We start from the raw sequence: 18,934 nt of genomic DNA, 5'->3' as shown, positions 1-18,934 counted from the left end.
AACTTTGTGGGCGATGATCTTGCTCAGGCAAACGCACCGAGATAGCCCCGCAGCCTGGTAGCCGCCGCCTTCCAGGTGAATCCGGCGCCGCGTTCCAACCCACGGGCGACCAGCTCGGCGCGGGCCGAATCGTCGGACAGGAGGCTGTCCAGCGCCGCCACATGCTGGGCGGGCGACGATGGATCGACCAGCAAGGCTGCGTTGCCCGCGACTTCGGGGATCGAGGAACTGTTGCTGGCGACCACCGCGGTGCCGCAGACCATCGCTTCGATCACCGGGATGCCGAAACCTTCGTAAAGCGAAGGAAACCAGACGAGCTGGGCTGCGTGATACAGCGAGCAAAGCGTATCGTCGCTGACGAAGCCCGGCATGATGATCGATGCGCCGACCGCCCTTGCCCGCTCGGCATAGCCGGGCGTGCATTGGCCCGTAACGACCAGCAGGAGGTCGGGGTGCATCGCTCGCACTATGGGCCATGCCGCCAGCGCGACATCGGCGTTCTTGCGGTAGGACAGGCCACCCGGCAACAGGATGAACGACCGACCGCTCAGGCCCAGGTGTCCCAGCTCCGCCTGACCCGCTGCGTCAGGCGGCTGGAAGAAGCGCTCGGTTACGCCATTGTGAACCACGCGGAGACGATCCCGCATTGCCGGATGGAAATGCGCGATGCGTTCGGCGGAGAACTGCGAGACAGTGTGGAACATGTCCACCTTGCGTTCGAGCTTGCGGTACAACATCTGCCACTTCGCCTTTTGCCGGGCGAAGCCCGAATCGCGGGGCAGGGCGCTGGGCTCGAAATAAGACGCGTCGTGAAGCGTGACCGCGCTCTTCGCGCGTCGAGTCGGTACGTAGGATTCGCTGGTGCAGTAGACGATCTCGGCGTCCGGCCACCAATGCTCGGCACGCGGTCGATCAGTCGCGATCCACAAGGCTTGCTGCCAGGACGTGTCCAGTGAAAAGTCGAGATAGCGATAGTCGCTCCAAGGCTTCCCAACCTTTGGAATCACCTCGCGACGATCAGCACGGTCGGCCAGGATTCTGATCTCGTCCTGGCCCAGGAGATCAAGCTGTTCCACGATGTTTCGTATGACGCGTCCTGCACCGGTGGCGTTATGAATCCGGCGCAGATGCACATAGGCGAGCAGCTTCATCGCGGAGTGGCTAGCCAATTCTCCAGCGCGATGCCCGATATTTCGTCGATCGCCGCGTGCGTCAGCGCGCCGCTGTCGGTCAACCGATAAAGGTCATAGCCAGCGTCAAGCAGTATCCGCGCCGGGTCGGCGGGGTCGAAGCCAGCACGCTCGGTCAGGGCCGGGCATACCTCGAAATAGATCGCCGCCGGGCGAATCTTGTTCAGCACCTGCCGAGAGCCACGTAGGACGAGCGTCTCATATCCTTCGACATCGATCTTCAGCAAGCCGATGTCGGTGATCCCGTGCCTGGCGGCGAAGCTGTCCAGCGTCGTCGCGGGCACTTCAGCCGCATGGCCGCCACCATCCTTGCTGATGCTCGCTGTGCCGCGTTTGACCGGGTCGTTGTCGAACATCACCGTTCCATCCGCATCCGACACGGCATAGCGATGGCAGGACACCTTCTTCGCGCCATTGCGCGCGATATTGGCTTCGAGCGTTTCGAAGGTCGTCGGATTAGGTTCGAATGCGTGAATGGTCCGATCCGGGAACCGGCGCGCGAGCACGAGGCTGACCAGCCCGATATTCGCGCCGACGTCGATGATCGGCCCGTCGCCGAACGAGCTTTGTTCGAAGAAGCGCCGCTCCGCCGCGTTGATGAACTCGGGCACCGAGTGATATTCGGAGAAACTGGAGAAGCCGCCCACTTCGATGCCGTCAAGCAGATGCCGGGAGGGATTGCCCCCCGATCGGGCGGAACTGGCAATCCACGCCAGATACTCTCCGACCATGGCGGGATCGCGAGCAAGGCTGGCCGCGTTGCGGGCTAGTTTCGAACCGAAGCCAGCCATTTCAAGCGAGACCTTCGGACCGGTTTTTGCAAGCGTGGTCCATCGTGAGATTCTCCTGTCAACGCGTCTATATTAGCTGGAATTCGATCTGTCCTGCCTCAACTTCCTGGCCGCGCCTTCGAATCCAGGGCGGTCGGCAGATCGGTGTTTTCAGCCATCGCGCGAAAACTCCCGCAACGCGCCGACAAAGGCGTCTTCCCAGGCGCGTTCATCATACGCCATGAATTCCGCACGCGCTGACCGCGCCATCGTATTGCGCCGCCGCCGGTCGCCAACAATTGCCAGGATGGCGTCGGTCAGCGCATCCACATCGGTCGGAGGAACCAGGATTCCGCTCTCGCCGTCGCTGAAATCGACCCCTGCCTCGCGCGTGGTGACGACCGGCAGTCCAGCGGATATCGCCTCGAGCACGACGCCCGCCGACCCTTCGGCCAGCGATGGGAAAGCGAGAATGTCGGCGCGCAGGAACTCGGCGCGCATCCTGTCGCGCGAGATATGCCCCAGTATCTCGATATTCGGGGCGCGAAGCTGCTCCGCCGCCGCAGCCGTCACCCCGCCGGCGAAAATGAACTGGATTGACGGATCGCTGTGGGCGATCTTCGCCGCGGCGAGCGCGAGATATTGTGGCCCTTTGCGGAGATGGATCGAGCCGGCGAACAGCACGCGCTTGGGGATCGGATCGTTGGGCTGTTCGAAGGTGAGGCTGGACCCGTATCGAACCAGTCGGCATTTGGCTCGCGCTGCGGGATTATAGGTGGCGACATCGTCGATCACGCTCCGTGAAGGGCAGAACAGGCCGTCCGAACGGTCGATCATCGCCTGGCTGACCAAATCAAGGGCCGCGGCCGCCTCAGGCGAGTAGGGCGTCTCGCGCCACTGGGGGAATTTCTCTGCCTCGCGGTTCACGATCCGATGGGCCGAGGGCATGATGAATACGTCCGAGACGAACCTTGCGCCGTGCGTCGTCAATTCGTCGAACTGCAATCCACCAGCGAAATATTGGGAATAGATGACATCGGCTTCACGCAGGTCGCGCTCCCGGAACGCCCATCGTTCAGGCTCGTCGGGTGCGCGCTTCTTGGCGAGCAGAGAGCCCATCGGAAGGCGGCGCAGCGCTGAGCGCGGCAATCCAGAAACCACGCGCCGCGACAAGGGCTGTGCTTTTGAATGACCCGCCATCGCGGCCTTTACCAGAAATTGCTCGATCGACCCTTCCGCGACGGCAAAGTCGGTATAGAGCGCCTGCAGCGCGCCTGCCCTTTGAAGGAAGCGGGCAAGGGCATAGCCGTGCCGCGCGCCAGGCTGGATCAGGATCGTCTTCACCGGCGCGGTTCTCCTTGCGGAGCGCTTTGAGGCAATCCAGTATCTTTCAACCAGGGCCCGAGCACATCGCGGGCCGCATGCAGCGAAAGATGGTTACTGTCGCTGTAGAGGGGGCGACCATCCGATTCCAGCGCGCAAACCACAGCGCAGAAGGGTGCCAGCAATGGCACGTAGAGAGCTCCTTGTCGCTTGGAGATCATGTCGAGGACGGTGCCGGCGGGGGCGTCAGCTAGTCGGGCACGTTCCATCGTGTTCAGCCGGACCTGTCCGACGCCGTTATGGCGCGCGAGTGCCAGTATGGATGGTACGTCGAAGCCTGGTTCGGGAACGCTTCCGATAACGACAACCGTCTTACCCAACGCCCGCATCTGATGGATCGTGCGATCGAGCGAGCGTTCGAAGACCCGCAACGTCTCTTGCGCGGTGGGGACACTCGTCATCTCGTCCCTGAGGAAGGTCCGCAACGTACCGCCGACCTCCGGCACCGTCCCGCTCACCAACGGAGCCCAGCGTCCGGCGAGGAAGACGGTATGGATCGAAGGCGAACGGGCGAGGTCGGCCAGGAAATGCTGACGGAAGGCGTCGCATGCCGGGTCATTCATCGGCACCATCTCCGCGCCGAGCAGCGGCGGGCATCCCTGGTACCACCATAGGGTGCCCCGACCTTTGCCCGCCATCGCATATTCGATCGCCGGACGCAGTGCCGCGGCATGCGAATCACCGATGATCACATAGCTGGGGTCTCCCTGGCCTGGGCCGAACCGGCATTCCCGTGAACGGCCGCCAGTCTCATAGCCGGTGCAGGGCGTACGCAGGGGGTCGATGTCGAGCGCCGCAGCCTGCGCCGCCAGCACGGGCGGGCTAAGGCGCGCCGGCAGGCCGTTAAAGCAAGTGACGACAAATCCGGCCGAGATCAGAACCAGGGCACCGCCCACCGAAAAGCGCGCGATCGCCTTTGCTGGCCATCGCCGGGCGTCTCGAAACGGGCGCTCGACGAAGTGCCAGCTCACCGTAGCCAGAACAAAGGAGGTGAGGAGGGCGCCGAGGATCGCTTGCCATCCGAGATCGATCGCTGCGGTGAGCATCCTCGCGAACGAAAAGATCGGCCAATGCCAGAGATAAAGGGAATAGGAGATCAGTCCGATGAATACCAACGGCTGCCAGGACAACAGGCGCGCGGTGACGGTTGACTGGACGCCGCTGTGCAGCAGCGCAGCAGCGCCGAGGCATGGCAAAAGAGCAACAAAGCCCGGAAAGGGCTGCTGGGCATTGATCAGGAATACCGATCCGACCACCGACGCCAACCCGGCCAGTCCGACCCATTCGCTCGCCCGACGCGTCAATGGCGGGACGGCACCTATGCCAAGCAAGGCTCCAATCAAAAGCTCCCAGATCCTGGCCGGCAACAGGTAGAAGGCTCCAAAGGGACGGGTAAACGACAAATAGACGCTTCCCGCAAAGGCGACGACAAGGAGCAGCCAAAGGGCTCGATTGATGTTCATGGGCGCGCCACGAACCAGAATCAGGATCAGGGGGAATAACAGATAGAATTGCTCCTCAACCCCCAGCGACCACGTGTGCAGGAGCGGAGCGAAATTGAGATCGGGCGCGAAATATCCGGACTGCCGCCAAAAAAAGATGTTGCTCACCGACAGGACGGCGGCAATGGCGGATTGGGCGAAGCCGTCATAGTGCGTCGCCAGCATCAGCCGGTAACCGATCAGGAAACAGGCCGCGATGACGACGAACAGCGCGGGCAGGATGCGTCGAGCGCGGCGCTCGTAGAAGCGCAAGACCGAAAATCGGTTTTCCTGGAGCTCCGTCCAGATAATCTTGCTTATCAGAAATCCGCTGATCACGAAGAATATGTCGACGCCGACAAAGCCCCCCTGAAACAGGGGAAGGCCGCTATGGAAGAGCAGCACGGGCAGCACAGCAAGCGCCCTGAGGCCGTCGATGTCCCGTCGGTATTTGATCGTCGCACGACCCGCCATGGTCGTCACGTCAGGCCGCCAGCGACCGTCGAGAACGGGCGAAACGCATCAGGTGAACATGCTGCGCATCGACATGTCGGTGCCTCCGCTCGAAATAGCGGTCGGGCTCACGATCCGCCCTGCAATTGGGGCGCAAGCTTCAGGCGTTTCCCTTCGGCAATGGTGATGCGCGCGTAGCGGAAGGGCAGCCAGACGACGAGCAGCAGGAACGGCAACGAGCAGATGAATTCCTGAAAGGCATGCGTAATGCCGTGGAGGCCGGTACCCAGCAGGGACACATAGAGATACTGATCCCTGAGGCCGCCTACGGATGCCATGCTGAACAGCCAGCCGAAGATCCCACCCAAGAGAGCGAAAGCGAAGACACCGAAATACCAATAGTCGAGAAAGGTGTCGGAAAAGCCCGTTCTGGTTGCGCCGGCGGCGTAGTAGCGGTTGCTTAGCGGATTATCTGCGGTCTTGATCATCACTGCATTTTTCGCCTCACGCCCGAATATGAGCGCGGGAAAGTACCGGGACATCATGCCGTTATATAGCGATACGAAGGGGCGATAATCGCCCAGGTCAGTGGCGATCGCGATGTCCGTCACCGCGCCGGTGATCTCGGGCGCGGCAGCGACCTGCATATTCTTGCCATATTCGCCCGAAAGTACCTCGCCAGAGGTAAGCGCGCCAACCAGCGTCGTATCGTTGTTCTTTACATAGCCACGCAACATGCCCGCCTGGTTGACGATGAAAGCGCCGATCAGGCAGGCTGCAAAGAGGAAGAACCTCGGCATGACGAAGTTGCGGACGAGAAAGAGGCTACCGAAAACGATGATAGCGAATTCGAAGATGAATTCCCGTTTGACGGCGACGAGCAGGCCCGGGGAGAATATCCCCGCGGCGATTAAAAACAGGATCAGCGAGATGCGGCTTCTCGTCCTGAGAAAGATAAGGAAATTCAGCGCGGCGCCGAACACCAGCCCTTGGGCCAGCATCGCGTAGACGAGGACGATGCCGGTCCACCCGCCTTCATAGGTGGTTGACGCGGCGGTCCGCGTCATCATGAAGAAGCCGGCAGCGCCGACCAGGATCAGGACCAGCGACGCCTGCGCCATGCGCTTCTCGCTGTACATCGTCGCGATTTCGGCCTGCTTCTTCTCGGCAGTCTGTTTGCCCAGCATGCGCCCGAGCTGATATCCTACGAAGAGAAAGATGATCGCAAGGGTCATATAGGTCCAGGCGATCGTTGGATCGAACGGATCGGCCAAGCCGTCCTTTTCGACCGCCCAAGCCTGCGGCAGAAGCCACACCGACAGGAACATGCCGACGACGAAGGGGTATTCGAACATCTTGCGTGGCGCGAGAAGGGGCACGGCGCCTAATGCCAATATCAGCCCCGACAGGATCATCAGCGAAGGGCTCACAGGCGTTTCTCCACCATTGTCATGGGGTTATCGACGCGCAAGGAAGGACARTGGGCCTTCCGCAAGATCGGCTCGAACGGCAATGAAGTTTGCCTGAATGAAATTGTCCAGCGCCGGCGCATATTCAAAATACTCGATTCTGTCACGCAACAGCCGGCCGATCCGCATCTGTGGCGCGAGCGACGCGAAGAAGTCGCGCAGAAAGGTTCGCGAGAAGATCGACATGTAATTATATTCGAACTGGATCACGTCGACTCTGCCAGCATCGATCAGGCTCCGGAAGCCCTCGATCACCTTGAGATCGTGCCCCTCGGTGTCGACCTTGAGGAACCTGATATGGGTGATGCCCAGTTCCGCGCAGACGTCCTCTCCGGTGCGACGCTGTACTTCGACGACTTCGCTCGCCATCGACATATCCTCGCCGATCGTCTCGATCGACGAAAAATGCGAATTGCCAGGCGTATAGTTGATTTCGACGGTGCCCACCGCGTTGGACAGGGCGTAGGGCAGGATTTCGGCCCCTCCACGCGCCAGATTGGCAGCGAGTCGCTCGCGGACCTGTGGCACGGGTTCGAACGCAATCAGCCTCGCGCCGGGCGCGTAGTCGAGCACCAGCCGGCTCCAGTCGCCGACATTTGCGCCGACATCGACGAATACTGCATCCTTTTCCGGAGCGCGTTTGGCGATCGTCTCGACCAGCCAGCGCTCGCCATTCAGATCGATGTCGGTCTCGGCGTTGCTCCACGCCATCACATAGCGCCGGCAGAAGACGTAAAGGGCGTTGCTGAACGGCGCACGGGTCGCGGCATGCCACGACATCAGCTGGCGGATCTGTTTGGCGATCACGCGGTGTTTCCTAACTGATCCAAGGCGCCAGCGACGCCACGCGGTCGTCCCAACTTTCAAGGCGCGGGCGTCGCCCCCGCGCCGCGGCCGTCTTAGCAGAGCGAATCGATCGATCAAGCGCGTCACCCGGCGCGACGACGAAAATGCCATCCTGCCGCACGATCTGGTCGCAGGCATCGGTCGCGATGATCGGCTGGCCGATCGCGAGATGATCCCAGAGCCGCATCGGCGAGCAGAAATGGTTGAACCGGGTCGGCGCATAGGGGATCACGGCAATGTCGATCCCGGACATCCATGCATGAATTTGATCGTGTGGACGGGCGCCGAACCAATGGACCTTGGGGTTGTCGCGTAGCCGCGCGATCAATCCGTCGGGATCAGGGCAATCCTGTAGCGGCCCGACCAGGGCGAGCGAACCGACCTCGCCGGAACAGGCCAGGCGATCAAGAAAGCCGAAATCGATCCGGTCGTTGAACACGCCGACGGTGCCGAAGACGGGGCCTGGCAATCCGGCCAGTTCCACAGGGCGCGGGGTCGTGTCGATAAAGCGCGGCTCCGATGCATTGGGCGCTATGACGCAGGCGCTCGGATCGAGGCCATATTCAGCCACCGCGCGGTCGCGCAGGGCGGCGCTGACGAAGATGGACAAGGTGGCGATCCGGCAAAGCTCCGCTTCCTGCGTGATTGCCGCGTCACCGTCCCAGCCGACATAGCTGCGATAATCGTCGGAGCAATAATAGAAGATGCGGGCCTGGTGGCGAAGGCGTTTGGCAAGGGGAAGATAGTGGAAAGAAGTGAAGATCGCTGTGTCGATCTTCCCGCGTCGTGCCGCAGCCAGCGCGCTGGCCCGGCGGAGCAGGATCGGCATCGCCAGGATCGCGGTGCGGGTTGCCCAGCCCGGCGGCAGGGAGACGGGGGTCAGTCCTTCCTCCTCGGGCATCGCGCCGACAGATCTCCAGGCGCGGGGGGCGAACAAAAGCGTGTCCGGCTTGCGGCGTTGAAGCGCCTGGCCGAATTTCCGACGCCAGATGGTGTTCACGTCGAACTGCGCGATCACCGGGTATGCCCATCGCGGTGAAGAGCCGTCATTGCGGGGTGCTCATTCGGCCTTCAGGTGTCGACCACCTGATGAGGCTTCTTCGCTTTTCACGTCGGGCCTTGGCGCCATCAGCGCCAGACAGGCCGCCAAGATCGCCGCGATCGCACTCGTGCGCGCCGGATAATCGACCATGCTGTGCGCCAGGATGGCGGCGCTCGCGACCACCGCCGCGCGATCAATTCTGGTCGGCGCCCGGACAAACCATATCGTCGCTGCGCGGCGGGCCCACCAGAGAGCCAGGCAGGCTATTACCAGCACCCCGACGATGCCGCCTTCGAGGACGAACTCAATATAGTCAGAATGGGCGTGGTTGACGAAGAAATTGGTCACCATGCCCGGTTCTTCGAACAGCTTGAAGACCGGCACGAAGCTTCCGGGGCCGCTTCCCAGGGGCCAGAAATGCCAGAGGGCGTTTGCCGCGATCTTGTACATGGCTGGTCGCGACAATTGGCTTTGCGACAAGGCCGGATCGATGACGATAGCGGGGCCGATGACGATGACTGCGACAAGGGCTCCGATTGTCACGACCGCTATCGCGGTACCGATATAGCGTGCAGGCCCAAGCGAACGTGGCCTGGCGATCGCCCAGCTTGCGACGGTGACCGGCAGGGCAAGCACATAGGCTGCATAGGACTGCGAGATGGCGATACCCATCAGGAACATCGCCACCATCGCCGCGAAAAGCAGCTCCCGACCCTGGCCTTTGGATCCGACCGTCCTTTCCGAGCCGGCCAGCGATGCGACAAAAGGGATCGCGCATAGCATCAGCGTCGCCTGATGGTTCGCGTTCGCCATCAGGCCGACAGGAAGGCCCTGGTTGCTCGTGCTGTAGAAATACAGGGGGGATGTAACCCCGCCGATCAATTGGGCCACGCCGAGCAACAGCGATATTACAGCCAGAAGGGGAATGAGCCATCGGAGCCCGTTTGAATCGGCGGCGGGACGGGACAGGATCGCGGCGCCGATCGCCAAGGGCGGCAGCAAGGACGCCAGATGCGAGATCGTGCCGGCCGGATGCAGCGATAGCGGTAGCCAGGGCTGCGTATTTCCGCCCGCCGCGAGCCTCTGCACCAGAACATCGCGGCCCGGCGCCAGCACCCATATCGACGGGGGCAGAGGCAGCAGCTGCAGGCATGTCCACAGGAGCCAGCTCGCAACAATCACGATGAGCAATGTCGACGTCCGTGACAAGGGCGTCGCCCCGAAACGTGCCACGCTATACCCGAATAGGAGAGCAGCGATCAGTTGCAGCATCGCATTGGCCAGATGGCCGCCGCTGCTTGATCCACCCAGCAGGATACAGAGTGCCATGAAGCCGGGGATCAGCAACTGACCGATCATCGTCGCCGGTGTCGTGGCGACTGTGCGGGTCGAACGGCGAGTGGTGGATCTTGGTTTCATCGCTTCATTTCACCAGCTCGACCATGACCGACTCGAACAGCACGCTCGTGGTCCGTGGAAACTCGGCAGGCGACCCCATCAGAGCGAGTCGTTGCGCACCGCAATCGGCGGCCGGGACATCAAATTGGGTGGTGTAGCGTTGATGGTTACCGTTTAGGCCAGTGATCTTCATCGTTTGCAAAGGCTCACCGACACCCGGACAGGTTACCGTCCATGAAAGCTGGTTGTTTTCATCGGAGCCAGATGCGACCGCTGTCAGGCGATAACGGCCCGGCGACAGCAGCAATGTCTGTTCCGTAAGGGGCGTGGCACTACCACCCAGATAGGAAACGTTCAGCCCGTGCGGTTTGCTGAATTCGCTCGATCCCTCCGCACTGTCGGTCAATTGCCAATTGAATGGCAAAGGTCCAGGAAGCTTCTGGAACTGCGGATCATAGACCGGACCGAGCTGTTTGAGCGATGATTCAGGCAGGAAATTGATCCAAGCCAGATAGGCGCGCTCATATTCCTTGTTCTTCAGCAGCGACTGAAGCAGCGCTGCTTGTTCGAACAGCACCTGACTCTTGGCCGAGTCCTGCGGTGTCAGCTGATAGATGACGTCGGGCGACACGCCCTGCTGGTTGAGTGCGTACAGAAAGGTGGCGCGCCACGGCGGGTTGGTCGCCAGCTTGCGAGCCAGCGGCGCGCGGCTCGCGGGATCGCGGACAACGCCGGCCATCGCATTGATCAGCGCGGCGGTCCCGGGAGGACCGATCCTCACCAGCCGGTCGAAATGCTCGATCGCCGCGCGATAGTCGCGGTGGCGCAGATCCTGATCCAGGAGCCAGAGCCGAGCGCGAAGGGCGCGCCCGTCGCTGCGCACGGCCAGTGTCATCAGTGTCCGGGCGCGGATCGTGTCGCCCTTTCGGTCCGCAGCAAGCCCGAGATAGGTCAGTGCCACGGGATCGAGCGGGTCGGCGACCAGCAGCCGCTCGGCTCTGTCGGGAGCATTGATCGCGATATTGGGGCCGTTAGCTGGCGCGAGCTCGGCGGCAAGTTCATGACGCAGCGCCGCAACGCTGTCCTTCGCCAAGCCCGCCAACCCCGTCGGACGCGCATCACTCACCGATGCACTGACCAGATTAGCCAGGGCCGCCGCAAGTCCAACCGCCGCTGCCGACGCGCCGAGAAGCGCGAACCCGACCGACCTGGTCCTGCTTCCCCCTGTTGCCGTCATCCCGTTTACGACATCAGCTCGATGCGCCGCTGCCGATCCTTTTCGTTCTCGCCCTTATCGGCACCATAGCCGTAGCTGTAGCCGTATCCATAGCCGTATCCATAGCCATAGCCTTCGAACTTCGGGTTGAACTTGGTCAATACCACACCCATCACCCGGGCACCGGCAGCGCGCAGGTGCTTGATCGAGTTGAGTGCCGCAGGCCGGCGAATCGCGCCGGATTCAATGATCACCACCGTCCCGTCGCATGCCGCGCCAAGCAGCGGCGCGTCGGCCAGGCCAAGGATCGGCGGACCGTCCACCACGATCAGGTCGAAACGCTCCCGCATGATCGCGAGCAGCCGCGGCAGATTCTGGCTCGCCAGCAATTCGGCCGGGTTGGGCGGGATCGGCCCGCTGGGTAGCAGATGCAGGTTGGTGACGTTGGTCGACAGTATTTTCGGCTCCGCGAGATTGCCGCCCGCCAGGAGTGCGGACAGGCCAGTGCCGTCGCCCTCCTTGGCGGTGAAGGACGGTTTGCGCATGTCAGCGTCGATCAGGAGAACCTTCAGGCCAACCTTGGCGAAGCTTTGCGCCAGGCCGAGTGCCGAGCTCGACTTTCCTTCCGAAGGCTTGGTGCTCGTCACCAGCAGTACGCGAGGGGTGCCCTCGGGCGACGAAAACTGGAGCGAGGTCCGGGCGGTAAAATAGGCTTCGGATATCTTCGATCGCGAGACCGACAGTTCCTCGATCAGGGTCGTGTCGCGAGCCAGCTTCGGGATCACGCCGAGCACGCTGACCTTCAGCTTCGTCTCGACATCCTCCGGCACCTTGATGGTGTCGTCGATATATTCGATCGCCAGGATCACCGCGATGCCGAGCAGCGCGCCGATCAGCAGGCCCATGATCAAATTGGTACCAAGACGCGGGCTGAACGGACCGCCCGGCGGGATCGCGTGATCGACCACCGAAGCCTGGCTCTCGCCAATGCCGCCGGCGACGCCGATCTGTTTGTAGCGCTGGAGCAGCGCGTCATAGAGCGAGCGGTTGGTATCCACCTCGCGCTGCAGGATATTGTACTGGATACTGCGGTCGCGCAGATCCAGCACTGATCCCTTGAGTTCGTTCACGCGGCTCTTGAGCGCGTTTTCACGAGACAGAGCTGCCTCATATTCCGACCGGAGGGCGCTGGAAACGGCCGCTCGCTCGCGCGCGATCTGCGCGTCGAGCACGCCGATGCGGGCCTGCATGTCCTTCATCTGGGGAAAGTCGGGTTTATAGATACCCAGCTTCTCCTGATAGTCGGCGGACAGGCGGGTACGCTCTCCCTGCAGCGCGCTGATCGTCGGGTTGGTGAGGGCCTCGGTCGTCATGCCGTTGCCGCGAGCCTCCCTGTACCGACCCTCGGCAGCCATCCGGGCGTCCTGTGCTGCGGACAGAGATCCATTGAGGGCAGTCAGAGAGGAGGCGTCGAGCGAGGTTCCAGTACCCTGACGGCCGTCCGGTCCCGGCGCGCTCTCGATGTTCACGATCCCCTGCTGGCGCGCATAGGCGACAAGCGCACGATCGGACTGATCAAGCGCTGCCTTCACTGCGGCGATGCGCTGCTGCAGGAAGTTGCGGGCATAAGCCGTCGCGTCATAGCGCCGCTCCAGCCCGCTCGATATGAAACTGTCTGCAAAGGCGTTGGAGATGCGCGCCGCCTCGTTACGGTCAGCGCTGACGAAATTCACGTTCATCAGGCGGCTGTTGCCGACCGGTGCCACACTCAACCCGCTGCGCAACCGTCCTACCGCGATGTTCTCACGCGCTTCGCGTGGAAGCGATTGGGGTGCGTAGGCCGGATTCGACGCCAGGTTCAGGCGCTGCGCTACACGCACTGCGAGGTCACGGCTCTGCAACAGCCCGAACTGGGTCGCCATCGCCGCCGGGTCGTTGACCGCGACCGGCTCGAGCGAAGACTCCTTCATGATCTGCGATTCCTGCCGCTTAATCTCGATCGTCGAGGTCGCGCGGTAGAGCGGTGTCGCCAGCAATGTCATCGCGGTGGCAGCGGCGAGGCCAGCGACCACGAATGCCACGAACAACCAACGCCACTTCAGCAGGATTCGCAGGATCGTGCGCAGGTTCATTTCGAACTCTGGCGTCTCAGGCGGTGGAAGGGTCAGTGCGGTCGAAACCGCGCCGCCGGTCTGGGCGGTCGGAAGCGATGTAGGACCACTGCCGCGGAAAGCTTGGATCGTATCGGTCATAACGGGAAGCAATCCATTTCGTCTTTAAGATCGCGGACTTAGAAGGGTCGGAACAGGGCGAGCAATGGAATGGTCTGGACGACGTTCTTGAACGCGCTCTTGGATTCGGATCCGTCGACCACGACGATATCGTCCCCAAAGACGGGTGTGTCGGACATCTCCCCGCGACGGATCGACTTGAGATCGAACGCCGCGGCCTGGCGCTGACCGTTGATCTGACGGAAGATGACCACGCGGCGCGGGTTGGCATCTTCTGTCGTGCCCTTGGCCATCGCGACGGCCTGGAGCAGCGTGGTGGGGCCGGCGATCGGGTAGATGCCGGGCGCGCCAACGGCACCGTCGACCGTGATCCGTGCGCTGGACGCCGACTTGACGATGACCTGAACCTCGGGGTTGTTGATGTACTTCTCGCCGAGCTTTTTCTTGATATCGCTGGCGAGCTCCGCGGAAGTCTTTCCGACAGCGGTCATCTCGCCGATCAGCGGCATCGTGATCTTGCCGCTGGCGTCGACCGGCAACTCACCCGAAAGATCAGGAACACGGTACACGGTGATCGCGAGCTGATCGAGCGCGCCGATCCGGTATTCGACGTCCGCCGCCGCTGCCACCGGAGCATCCGGCCGCCCGAAATCCTTGACCTCATAGGGAACCGAACCGCCTCGCCCGGTCGAACAACCAGCCAGGACAACCGGGACGAGTAGGGCCACGACCATCGTGCGCAGACGATGCATGATTGTCATTCTGAATATCCTACGCGTGACGAATCGCGACGATTTATCGCCGCCGGTTTATGTGGTTATAGGCCCCCCGAACCTTTAACCGCGCGGCTCCGTCCGTCAACCCTGCCGCACGCTGCATCACGGCGGGAAAGGCCGGTCGCGGGGCAATTTCGCGCCAGCAATCAGGCGGCTGTTGTGCCCATTCGCACGACGTTACCCGTATCCAAAAACCAGCGATAGGTGTCCGCGATCCCCTCACGCAACGAACGGTGCGCATTCCAGCCAAGCGCGTTCAGCTTGCCGGTGTCGACCAGCTTGCGCATCGTGCCGTCCGGTTTGGACGCATCGAACACGATGTCGCCCTGAAAGCCGACGATGTCGGCGGTCATTCGGGCGAGATCGCCGATGCTGATCTCGTCACCCGATCCGACATTGACGATCTCCTCGCCTGAATAGGATTTGGCGAGAAAGACCAGTGCATCCGCCAGGTCGTCGACATGCAGGAACTCACGCATCGGTGTACCGCTGCCCCAGACCGGCAGGGTTGCGGCGCCAGCCAGCCGCGCTTCGTGCGCCTTGCGGATCAGCGCGGGCAGGACATGGCTTCCCCGCAGATCGAAATTGTCGAAGGGTCCATACAGGTTGGTCGGCTGGGCCGAGATATAGTCGCACCCATATTGGCGGCGATAGGATTGAGCGAGCATGATCCCGGCGATCTTGGCAATCGCATACCATTGATTTGTCGGCTCGAGCGGGCCGGTCAGCAGCGCGTCTTCGCGCATCGGCTGGTCGGCGTGTTTCGGGTAGATGCAGGACGATCCGAGGAACACGAGCTTTGCTGCACCGGTGCGGCGCGCGCTCTCGATCACATTCGCCTCGATCATCATGTTGTCGTACAGGAATTCTGCCGGCAAGGAGTCGTTGGCAGCAATTCCGCCGACCTTCGCCGCGGCGAGAAAGATCAGGTCGACGGGGTTGGCCGCCATCCAGGCAAAGGTCGCCGCCTGATCGCGCAGGTCGATACGCGTCGTGGGTGAGACGATCTCGCATTGTTCGTTCGCAAGGCGCCGGACGATCGCCCGGCCGACCATGCCACGCTCGCCGGCGACCCAGACTCGCTTGCCGGTCAGGGAAAACACGTCGCTCATCTTGATCTTGCCACATCCCTGTTCTGGTTGAAGGCGCCGTGCGCCTTACAGCAATTTCGCCTATCGCCGATGATCGCCGCACGCGGATAGGCGCTTGCACAGGCGCCCGCAATCTCGCCTGCACGCCATTCGGCGAAGGCGCGGACGATGCCCGCAGCGGCATTCCGAACACCCTCGCGCCCGCGCGTTCGATCTCGCTGAATGCGGGCAGGTTGGTCAGCAGGTCGAGCGGATATTCAGCCCTTGATCGCGTACAGCGAGCTCGGTCGCTCCTCGTCGGGCCGGCGGGTCTCGGCCTCGCGCGCGATGACCTTCAGGTCCTCGCGGACCATTTCCGAGACGAGCTCGGCAAGAGTGGTCGTCGCTTCCCAGCCCAGAACCCGCTTGGCCTTGGCAGGGTTGCCGATCAGCAGATCGACTTCCGTCGGGCGGAAATAGCGTGAATCGACCTTGACCAGCGGCTTGCCCGTCCTGGTGCATCGGCCAGCCTCTTCGACGCCTGTACCGGTCCATTCGATCTCGATGCCGACTTCGGCGAAGCTCAGTTCTACGAAGGACCGGACGGTCTGGGTGTGTCCGGTCGCCAGCACGAAATCGTCGCCTTTGTCCTGCTGAACGATGCGCCACATGCCCTCGACATAGTCTCGCGCGTGACCCCAGTCGCGCTTGGCATCGAGATTGCCCAGCCAGAGAATATCCTGCAGCCCGAGATGGATCGCCGCGACGGCACGGGTGATCTTGCGCGTCACGAAGGTCTCGCCGCGCAACGGGCTTTCATGGTTGAACAGGATGCCGTTCGACGCGTGCATGCCATAAGCTTCGCGGTAATTGACGGTGATCCAATAGGCGTAGAGCTTCGCCACGGCATAAGGAGAGCGCGGATAGAAGGGGGTCGTCTCCGACTGCGGCACCTCCTGGGCGAGTCCGTACAGCTCGGATGTGGAGGCCTGGTAAAAGCGGGTTGTCTCGTGCAGCCCCAGCAGGCGGAGCGCTTCGAGCAGGCGCAGCGTACCGATCGCATCGGCATTGGCAGTGTATTCCGCGGTATCGAAGCTGACCTGCACATGGCTCTGCGCGGCGAGATTATAGATCTCGTCGGGCTTTACCTCCTGGACGATCCGGATGAGGTTCGTCGAATCCGTCATGTCGCCATAATGGAGATGCAACCGCGCGCCCTTTTCGTGCGGGTCCTGATAAATATGGTCGATGCGTCCGGTGTTGAACGAGGACGAGCGACGCTTCACGCCGTGCACGTCATAGCCTTTGGACAGCAGCAATTCAGCCAGATACGCACCGTCTTGCCCGGTGACGCCGGTGATCAGGGCGGTCTTGGTCATCGATACAGCTCCATGCTTGGCGCGACCGCGATCGTACCAGTTCAGCCTGCCTTACCAATTTGGGGCATGGGGTCCAGTTCTACTGTCGGCGCCGAGCCGTTTGCGGTGCCCGCCGAGGCTGGCATGGGCTTGCCGATTGACCGGGTAGACGCCGCGGCGCGCAGCAGCTTATCGACGCGATCCGCGTACGCGCCGCTCGGGCGTGCCTTCTTCGCCGAACAGCGTGAGCTTGCGGGGCCGGTGATCCTCCGGCCTGGACTTGCGCCATTTGCCGGTCTTGGGATCGCGGAACAACTCCCCGGAGCAGACCTTGCACCGGGCGAAGACATTGCCTTCGAAACCGCGCCTGGACCCGGCTGCGGGCTTATGTTTGAACGCCATGCACCATAAGCCGAATATGCGCATGCGAGCCTTTTCCTCCCTATGGTTCTCGATCTGATTCGAGGTCGTTTACCGGTCTCAGCCTGCAACGTCGTGAATGAAAATCAATCTCCCGTCCATCAGGCCAGGCGGGTTTTCATTTCCGGACTCGACGAAGACGGACTCCCCTTGGCGCGAACGGGCTCAGGGTCATGCTGGCCGCAAGCGGCGCAGCCGGGGTCCTTGGGAAGGGTGAGAGTACGGAAGCGGAAGGCCAGTGCGTCCACCAACAGCAGTTTGCCCGCGCTGTCCTCGCCAAAGCCAATGATGGCGCGCATCGCTTCGAGCGCGGCGAGGCTGCCCAGCACGCCGGTCATCGCGCCGAGCACGCCTGCCTCGGCGCAACTCGTCTCGGGCCGGTCGGGATCGCCGCCGACGAAGCAACGATAACAGGGCTTGTCGGCTTCCCACCCGCGGAACAGGCCGAGCTGACCTTCGAACTGGCCCACGGCGGCCGAGACCAGCGGGATGTGCAGCGCGAGCGCGGCATCGGCGACGGCGAGGCGAGTGGCGAACGAATCGGTGCCGTCGAGCACGACATTGGCGCCGGCGATGAGGTCGCGGGCGTTGGTCGCGTCGATTCTGGTGCGATGTGTCTCGACCGCGACGCCGAGGTTGAGCCGCGCGACTGCGGCGGTGGCGGCCTCGACCTTGGGCGCACCGATATCGTCGGCGCCGAACAGGGTCTGGCGCTGGAGGTTCGACAGGTCGACATGGTCGTCGTCGATCACGACCAGCCGGCCGACACCGGCGGCCGCTAGATACTGGATCGCGGGCGACCCGATCCCGCCGGCCCCGATGATCGCGACCGTCGCCCGGCGCAGCTTTAGCTGGCCGGCTCCGCCGACCTCCTTCAGGACGATGTGGCGGGCATAGCGCTCCAGCTCGGCGTCAGTGAGGCTCATCCGCGCCAGTCATAGACGATGGTCGCGCGGTACCAGAGATCGGTCGCGCTGGCATGGGGCTGGGGATTGGCCCGGGCGGCGCCGACGACGAGGCCGGCGCTGTACTGCTCGACCGTCGGGCAATCGATCGCGCGGGGCAGCGAACGGCGGATCGACCCGTCGGTACCGATCAGGGCGGCAACATCGACCTTCAGGACATAATGGCCGTCGGCCGGCTTCGGCTGGACGCAGCGCCCAGCCGCGACTTCGTCCGCCACGAAGCGGGTGAGCGGCGGCGTCACCTGTGGCGCCATCGCGGCGGGCAGCGAAGGAAGCGTGGACCAGTCGGCCGGCACGGCCGGCGAGGCGATCTGAAGAAGGAGAAAGAACAGCATCAACGCCCAGTCGAGCCGAATCCTCCGGCTCCGCGTACGGTATCCTCCAGCGTCTCGACTTCGTCCAGCACGGCGCGTTGGACCGGGGCCGGAACGAGTTGAGCGATCCGGTCGCCGCGCGCGATGACGAAATCCTCCTGGCCGAGATTCGCGAGGATCACCTTCACTTCGCCGCGATAGTCGCTGTCGATCGTACCCGGCGTGTTGAGGCAGGTGACGCCGAACTTGAGCGCCAGCCCCGAGCGCGGGCGCACCTGCACCTCATAGCCCGGCGGGATCGCCACCGCGAAACCCGTCGCGACCGCGGCCCGCGCGCCCGGTGCGAGAGTCAGGTCCTCGGCGGAGACGACGTCCATGCCGGCGGCGCCCTCCGTCGCATAAGCGGGCAGGGGAAGGCCGTCGCCGTGCGGCAGGCGCTTGATGTGGATCGACAGAGAAGAGGTCATGCCCCCTTCCTACCGCTCAATCCGCCTTTTTGAAGGCCGTTCCGCTTCGTCGGGGCAAAGAATGGGTTGAGCCGGTGCCCCGTCA

The 18,934-nt window shown here is 62.8% G+C and carries 17 protein-coding genes; all 17 read right to left on the bottom strand.

Annotation, left to right across the window (positions count from 1 at the left end; translation table 11 throughout):
- Nucleotides 1-23 precede the first annotated feature (23 nt).
- The 17 genes from AC1DX5_RS14115 to dut all read right to left on the bottom strand — a co-directional run bounded on the left by AC1DX5_RS14115 (nt 24) and on the right by dut (nt 18,849).
- The gene (locus AC1DX5_RS14115) at nt 24-1,169 is read right to left on the bottom strand and encodes a glycosyltransferase family 4 protein (RefSeq protein ID WP_478016103.1); all 1,146 of its coding nucleotides are present in this window, start codon (nt 1,167-1,169) and stop codon (nt 24-26) included.
- The gene (locus tag AC1DX5_RS14110; protein WP_478016102.1) at nt 1,148-1,921 is read right to left on the bottom strand and encodes an FkbM family methyltransferase; all 774 of its coding nucleotides are present in this window, start codon (nt 1,919-1,921) and stop codon (nt 1,148-1,150) included. Before AC1DX5_RS14110 ends, AC1DX5_RS14115 begins: the two co-directional genes overlap by 22 nt.
- A 210-nt stretch (nt 1,922-2,131) precedes the next feature.
- Nucleotides 2,132-3,304 carry a glycosyltransferase family 4 protein gene (locus AC1DX5_RS14105; protein ID WP_465174175.1) on the bottom strand — a complete coding sequence of 391 codons (1,173 nt, stop codon included), beginning with the start codon at nt 3,302-3,304 and terminating at the stop codon, nt 2,132-2,134.
- Nucleotides 3,301-5,298: an acyltransferase family protein gene (locus AC1DX5_RS14100; protein ID WP_465177155.1), complete on the bottom strand. Its 1,998-nt coding sequence runs from the start codon at nt 5,296-5,298 to the stop codon at nt 3,301-3,303. The genes AC1DX5_RS14105 and AC1DX5_RS14100 overlap by 4 nt, the downstream gene beginning before the upstream one ends.
- 107 nt (nt 5,299-5,405) lie before the next feature.
- Nucleotides 5,406-6,707 (bottom strand): hypothetical protein, encoded by a 1,302-nt coding sequence (locus AC1DX5_RS14095; RefSeq protein WP_465174174.1) that lies wholly within the window; start codon nt 6,705-6,707, stop codon nt 5,406-5,408.
- Nucleotides 6,708-6,734: 27 nt separating this feature from the next.
- Nucleotides 6,735-7,553, bottom strand: coding sequence for an FkbM family methyltransferase (locus tag AC1DX5_RS14090; protein ID WP_465174173.1), 819 nt, complete (start codon nt 7,551-7,553; stop codon nt 6,735-6,737).
- Nucleotides 7,554-7,563: 10 nt separating this feature from the next.
- Entirely contained in the window at nt 7,564-8,610 is a 1,047-nt protein-coding gene (locus AC1DX5_RS14085; protein WP_465174172.1) for a glycosyltransferase, read from the bottom strand.
- Nucleotides 8,611-8,652: 42 nt separating this feature from the next.
- On the bottom strand, nt 8,653-9,993 hold the full coding sequence (locus tag AC1DX5_RS14080; protein WP_478016101.1) for an O-antigen ligase family protein: 1,341 nt from the start codon (nt 9,991-9,993) through the stop codon (nt 8,653-8,655).
- A gap of 64 nt (nt 9,994-10,057) precedes the next feature.
- Nucleotides 10,058-11,125, bottom strand: coding sequence for a tetratricopeptide repeat protein (locus tag AC1DX5_RS14075; protein WP_465174170.1), 1,068 nt, complete (start codon nt 11,123-11,125; stop codon nt 10,058-10,060).
- A 149-nt stretch (nt 11,126-11,274) separates the two neighbouring features.
- Nucleotides 11,275-13,380 (bottom strand): GumC family protein, encoded by a 2,106-nt coding sequence (locus AC1DX5_RS14070; protein WP_478016100.1) that lies wholly within the window; start codon nt 13,378-13,380, stop codon nt 11,275-11,277.
- Between the two features lie 158 nt (nt 13,381-13,538).
- On the bottom strand, nt 13,539-14,240 hold the full coding sequence (locus tag AC1DX5_RS14065) for a polysaccharide biosynthesis/export family protein (RefSeq protein WP_478016099.1): 702 nt from the start codon (nt 14,238-14,240) through the stop codon (nt 13,539-13,541).
- Between the two features lie 161 nt (nt 14,241-14,401).
- Nucleotides 14,402-15,367: a GDP-L-fucose synthase family protein gene (locus AC1DX5_RS14060; RefSeq protein ID WP_478016098.1), complete on the bottom strand. Its 966-nt coding sequence runs from the start codon at nt 15,365-15,367 to the stop codon at nt 14,402-14,404.
- Between the two features lie 236 nt (nt 15,368-15,603).
- Nucleotides 15,604-16,704 carry a GDP-mannose 4,6-dehydratase gene (gene gmd, locus AC1DX5_RS14055; protein WP_478016097.1) on the bottom strand — a complete coding sequence of 367 codons (1,101 nt, stop codon included), beginning with the start codon at nt 16,702-16,704 and terminating at the stop codon, nt 15,604-15,606.
- A 168-nt stretch (nt 16,705-16,872) separates the two neighbouring features.
- The gene (locus AC1DX5_RS14050) at nt 16,873-17,085 is read right to left on the bottom strand and encodes a hypothetical protein (RefSeq protein WP_465174169.1); all 213 of its coding nucleotides are present in this window, start codon (nt 17,083-17,085) and stop codon (nt 16,873-16,875) included.
- 119 nt (nt 17,086-17,204) lie between these two features.
- A complete protein-coding gene (locus AC1DX5_RS14045; RefSeq protein WP_465174168.1) occupies nt 17,205-18,029 on the bottom strand; it encodes a HesA/MoeB/ThiF family protein in 825 nt (274 codons plus the stop codon).
- A complete protein-coding gene (locus AC1DX5_RS14040; protein ID WP_465169763.1) occupies nt 18,026-18,403 on the bottom strand; it encodes a hypothetical protein in 378 nt (125 codons plus the stop codon). Before AC1DX5_RS14040 ends, AC1DX5_RS14045 begins: the two co-directional genes overlap by 4 nt.
- Nucleotides 18,403-18,849, bottom strand: coding sequence for a dUTP diphosphatase (gene dut, locus AC1DX5_RS14035; protein ID WP_465169762.1), 447 nt, complete (start codon nt 18,847-18,849; stop codon nt 18,403-18,405). The genes AC1DX5_RS14040 and dut overlap by 1 nt, the downstream gene beginning before the upstream one ends.
- Nucleotides 18,850-18,934: the final 85 nt, after the last annotated feature.

The sequence above is a fragment of the Sphingomonas sp. P2_B6 genome (genome assembly GCF_056404755.1).
The sequence above is the reverse complement of the archived record's forward strand: the minus strand, read 5'-3'. Positions and strand labels throughout refer to the sequence as shown.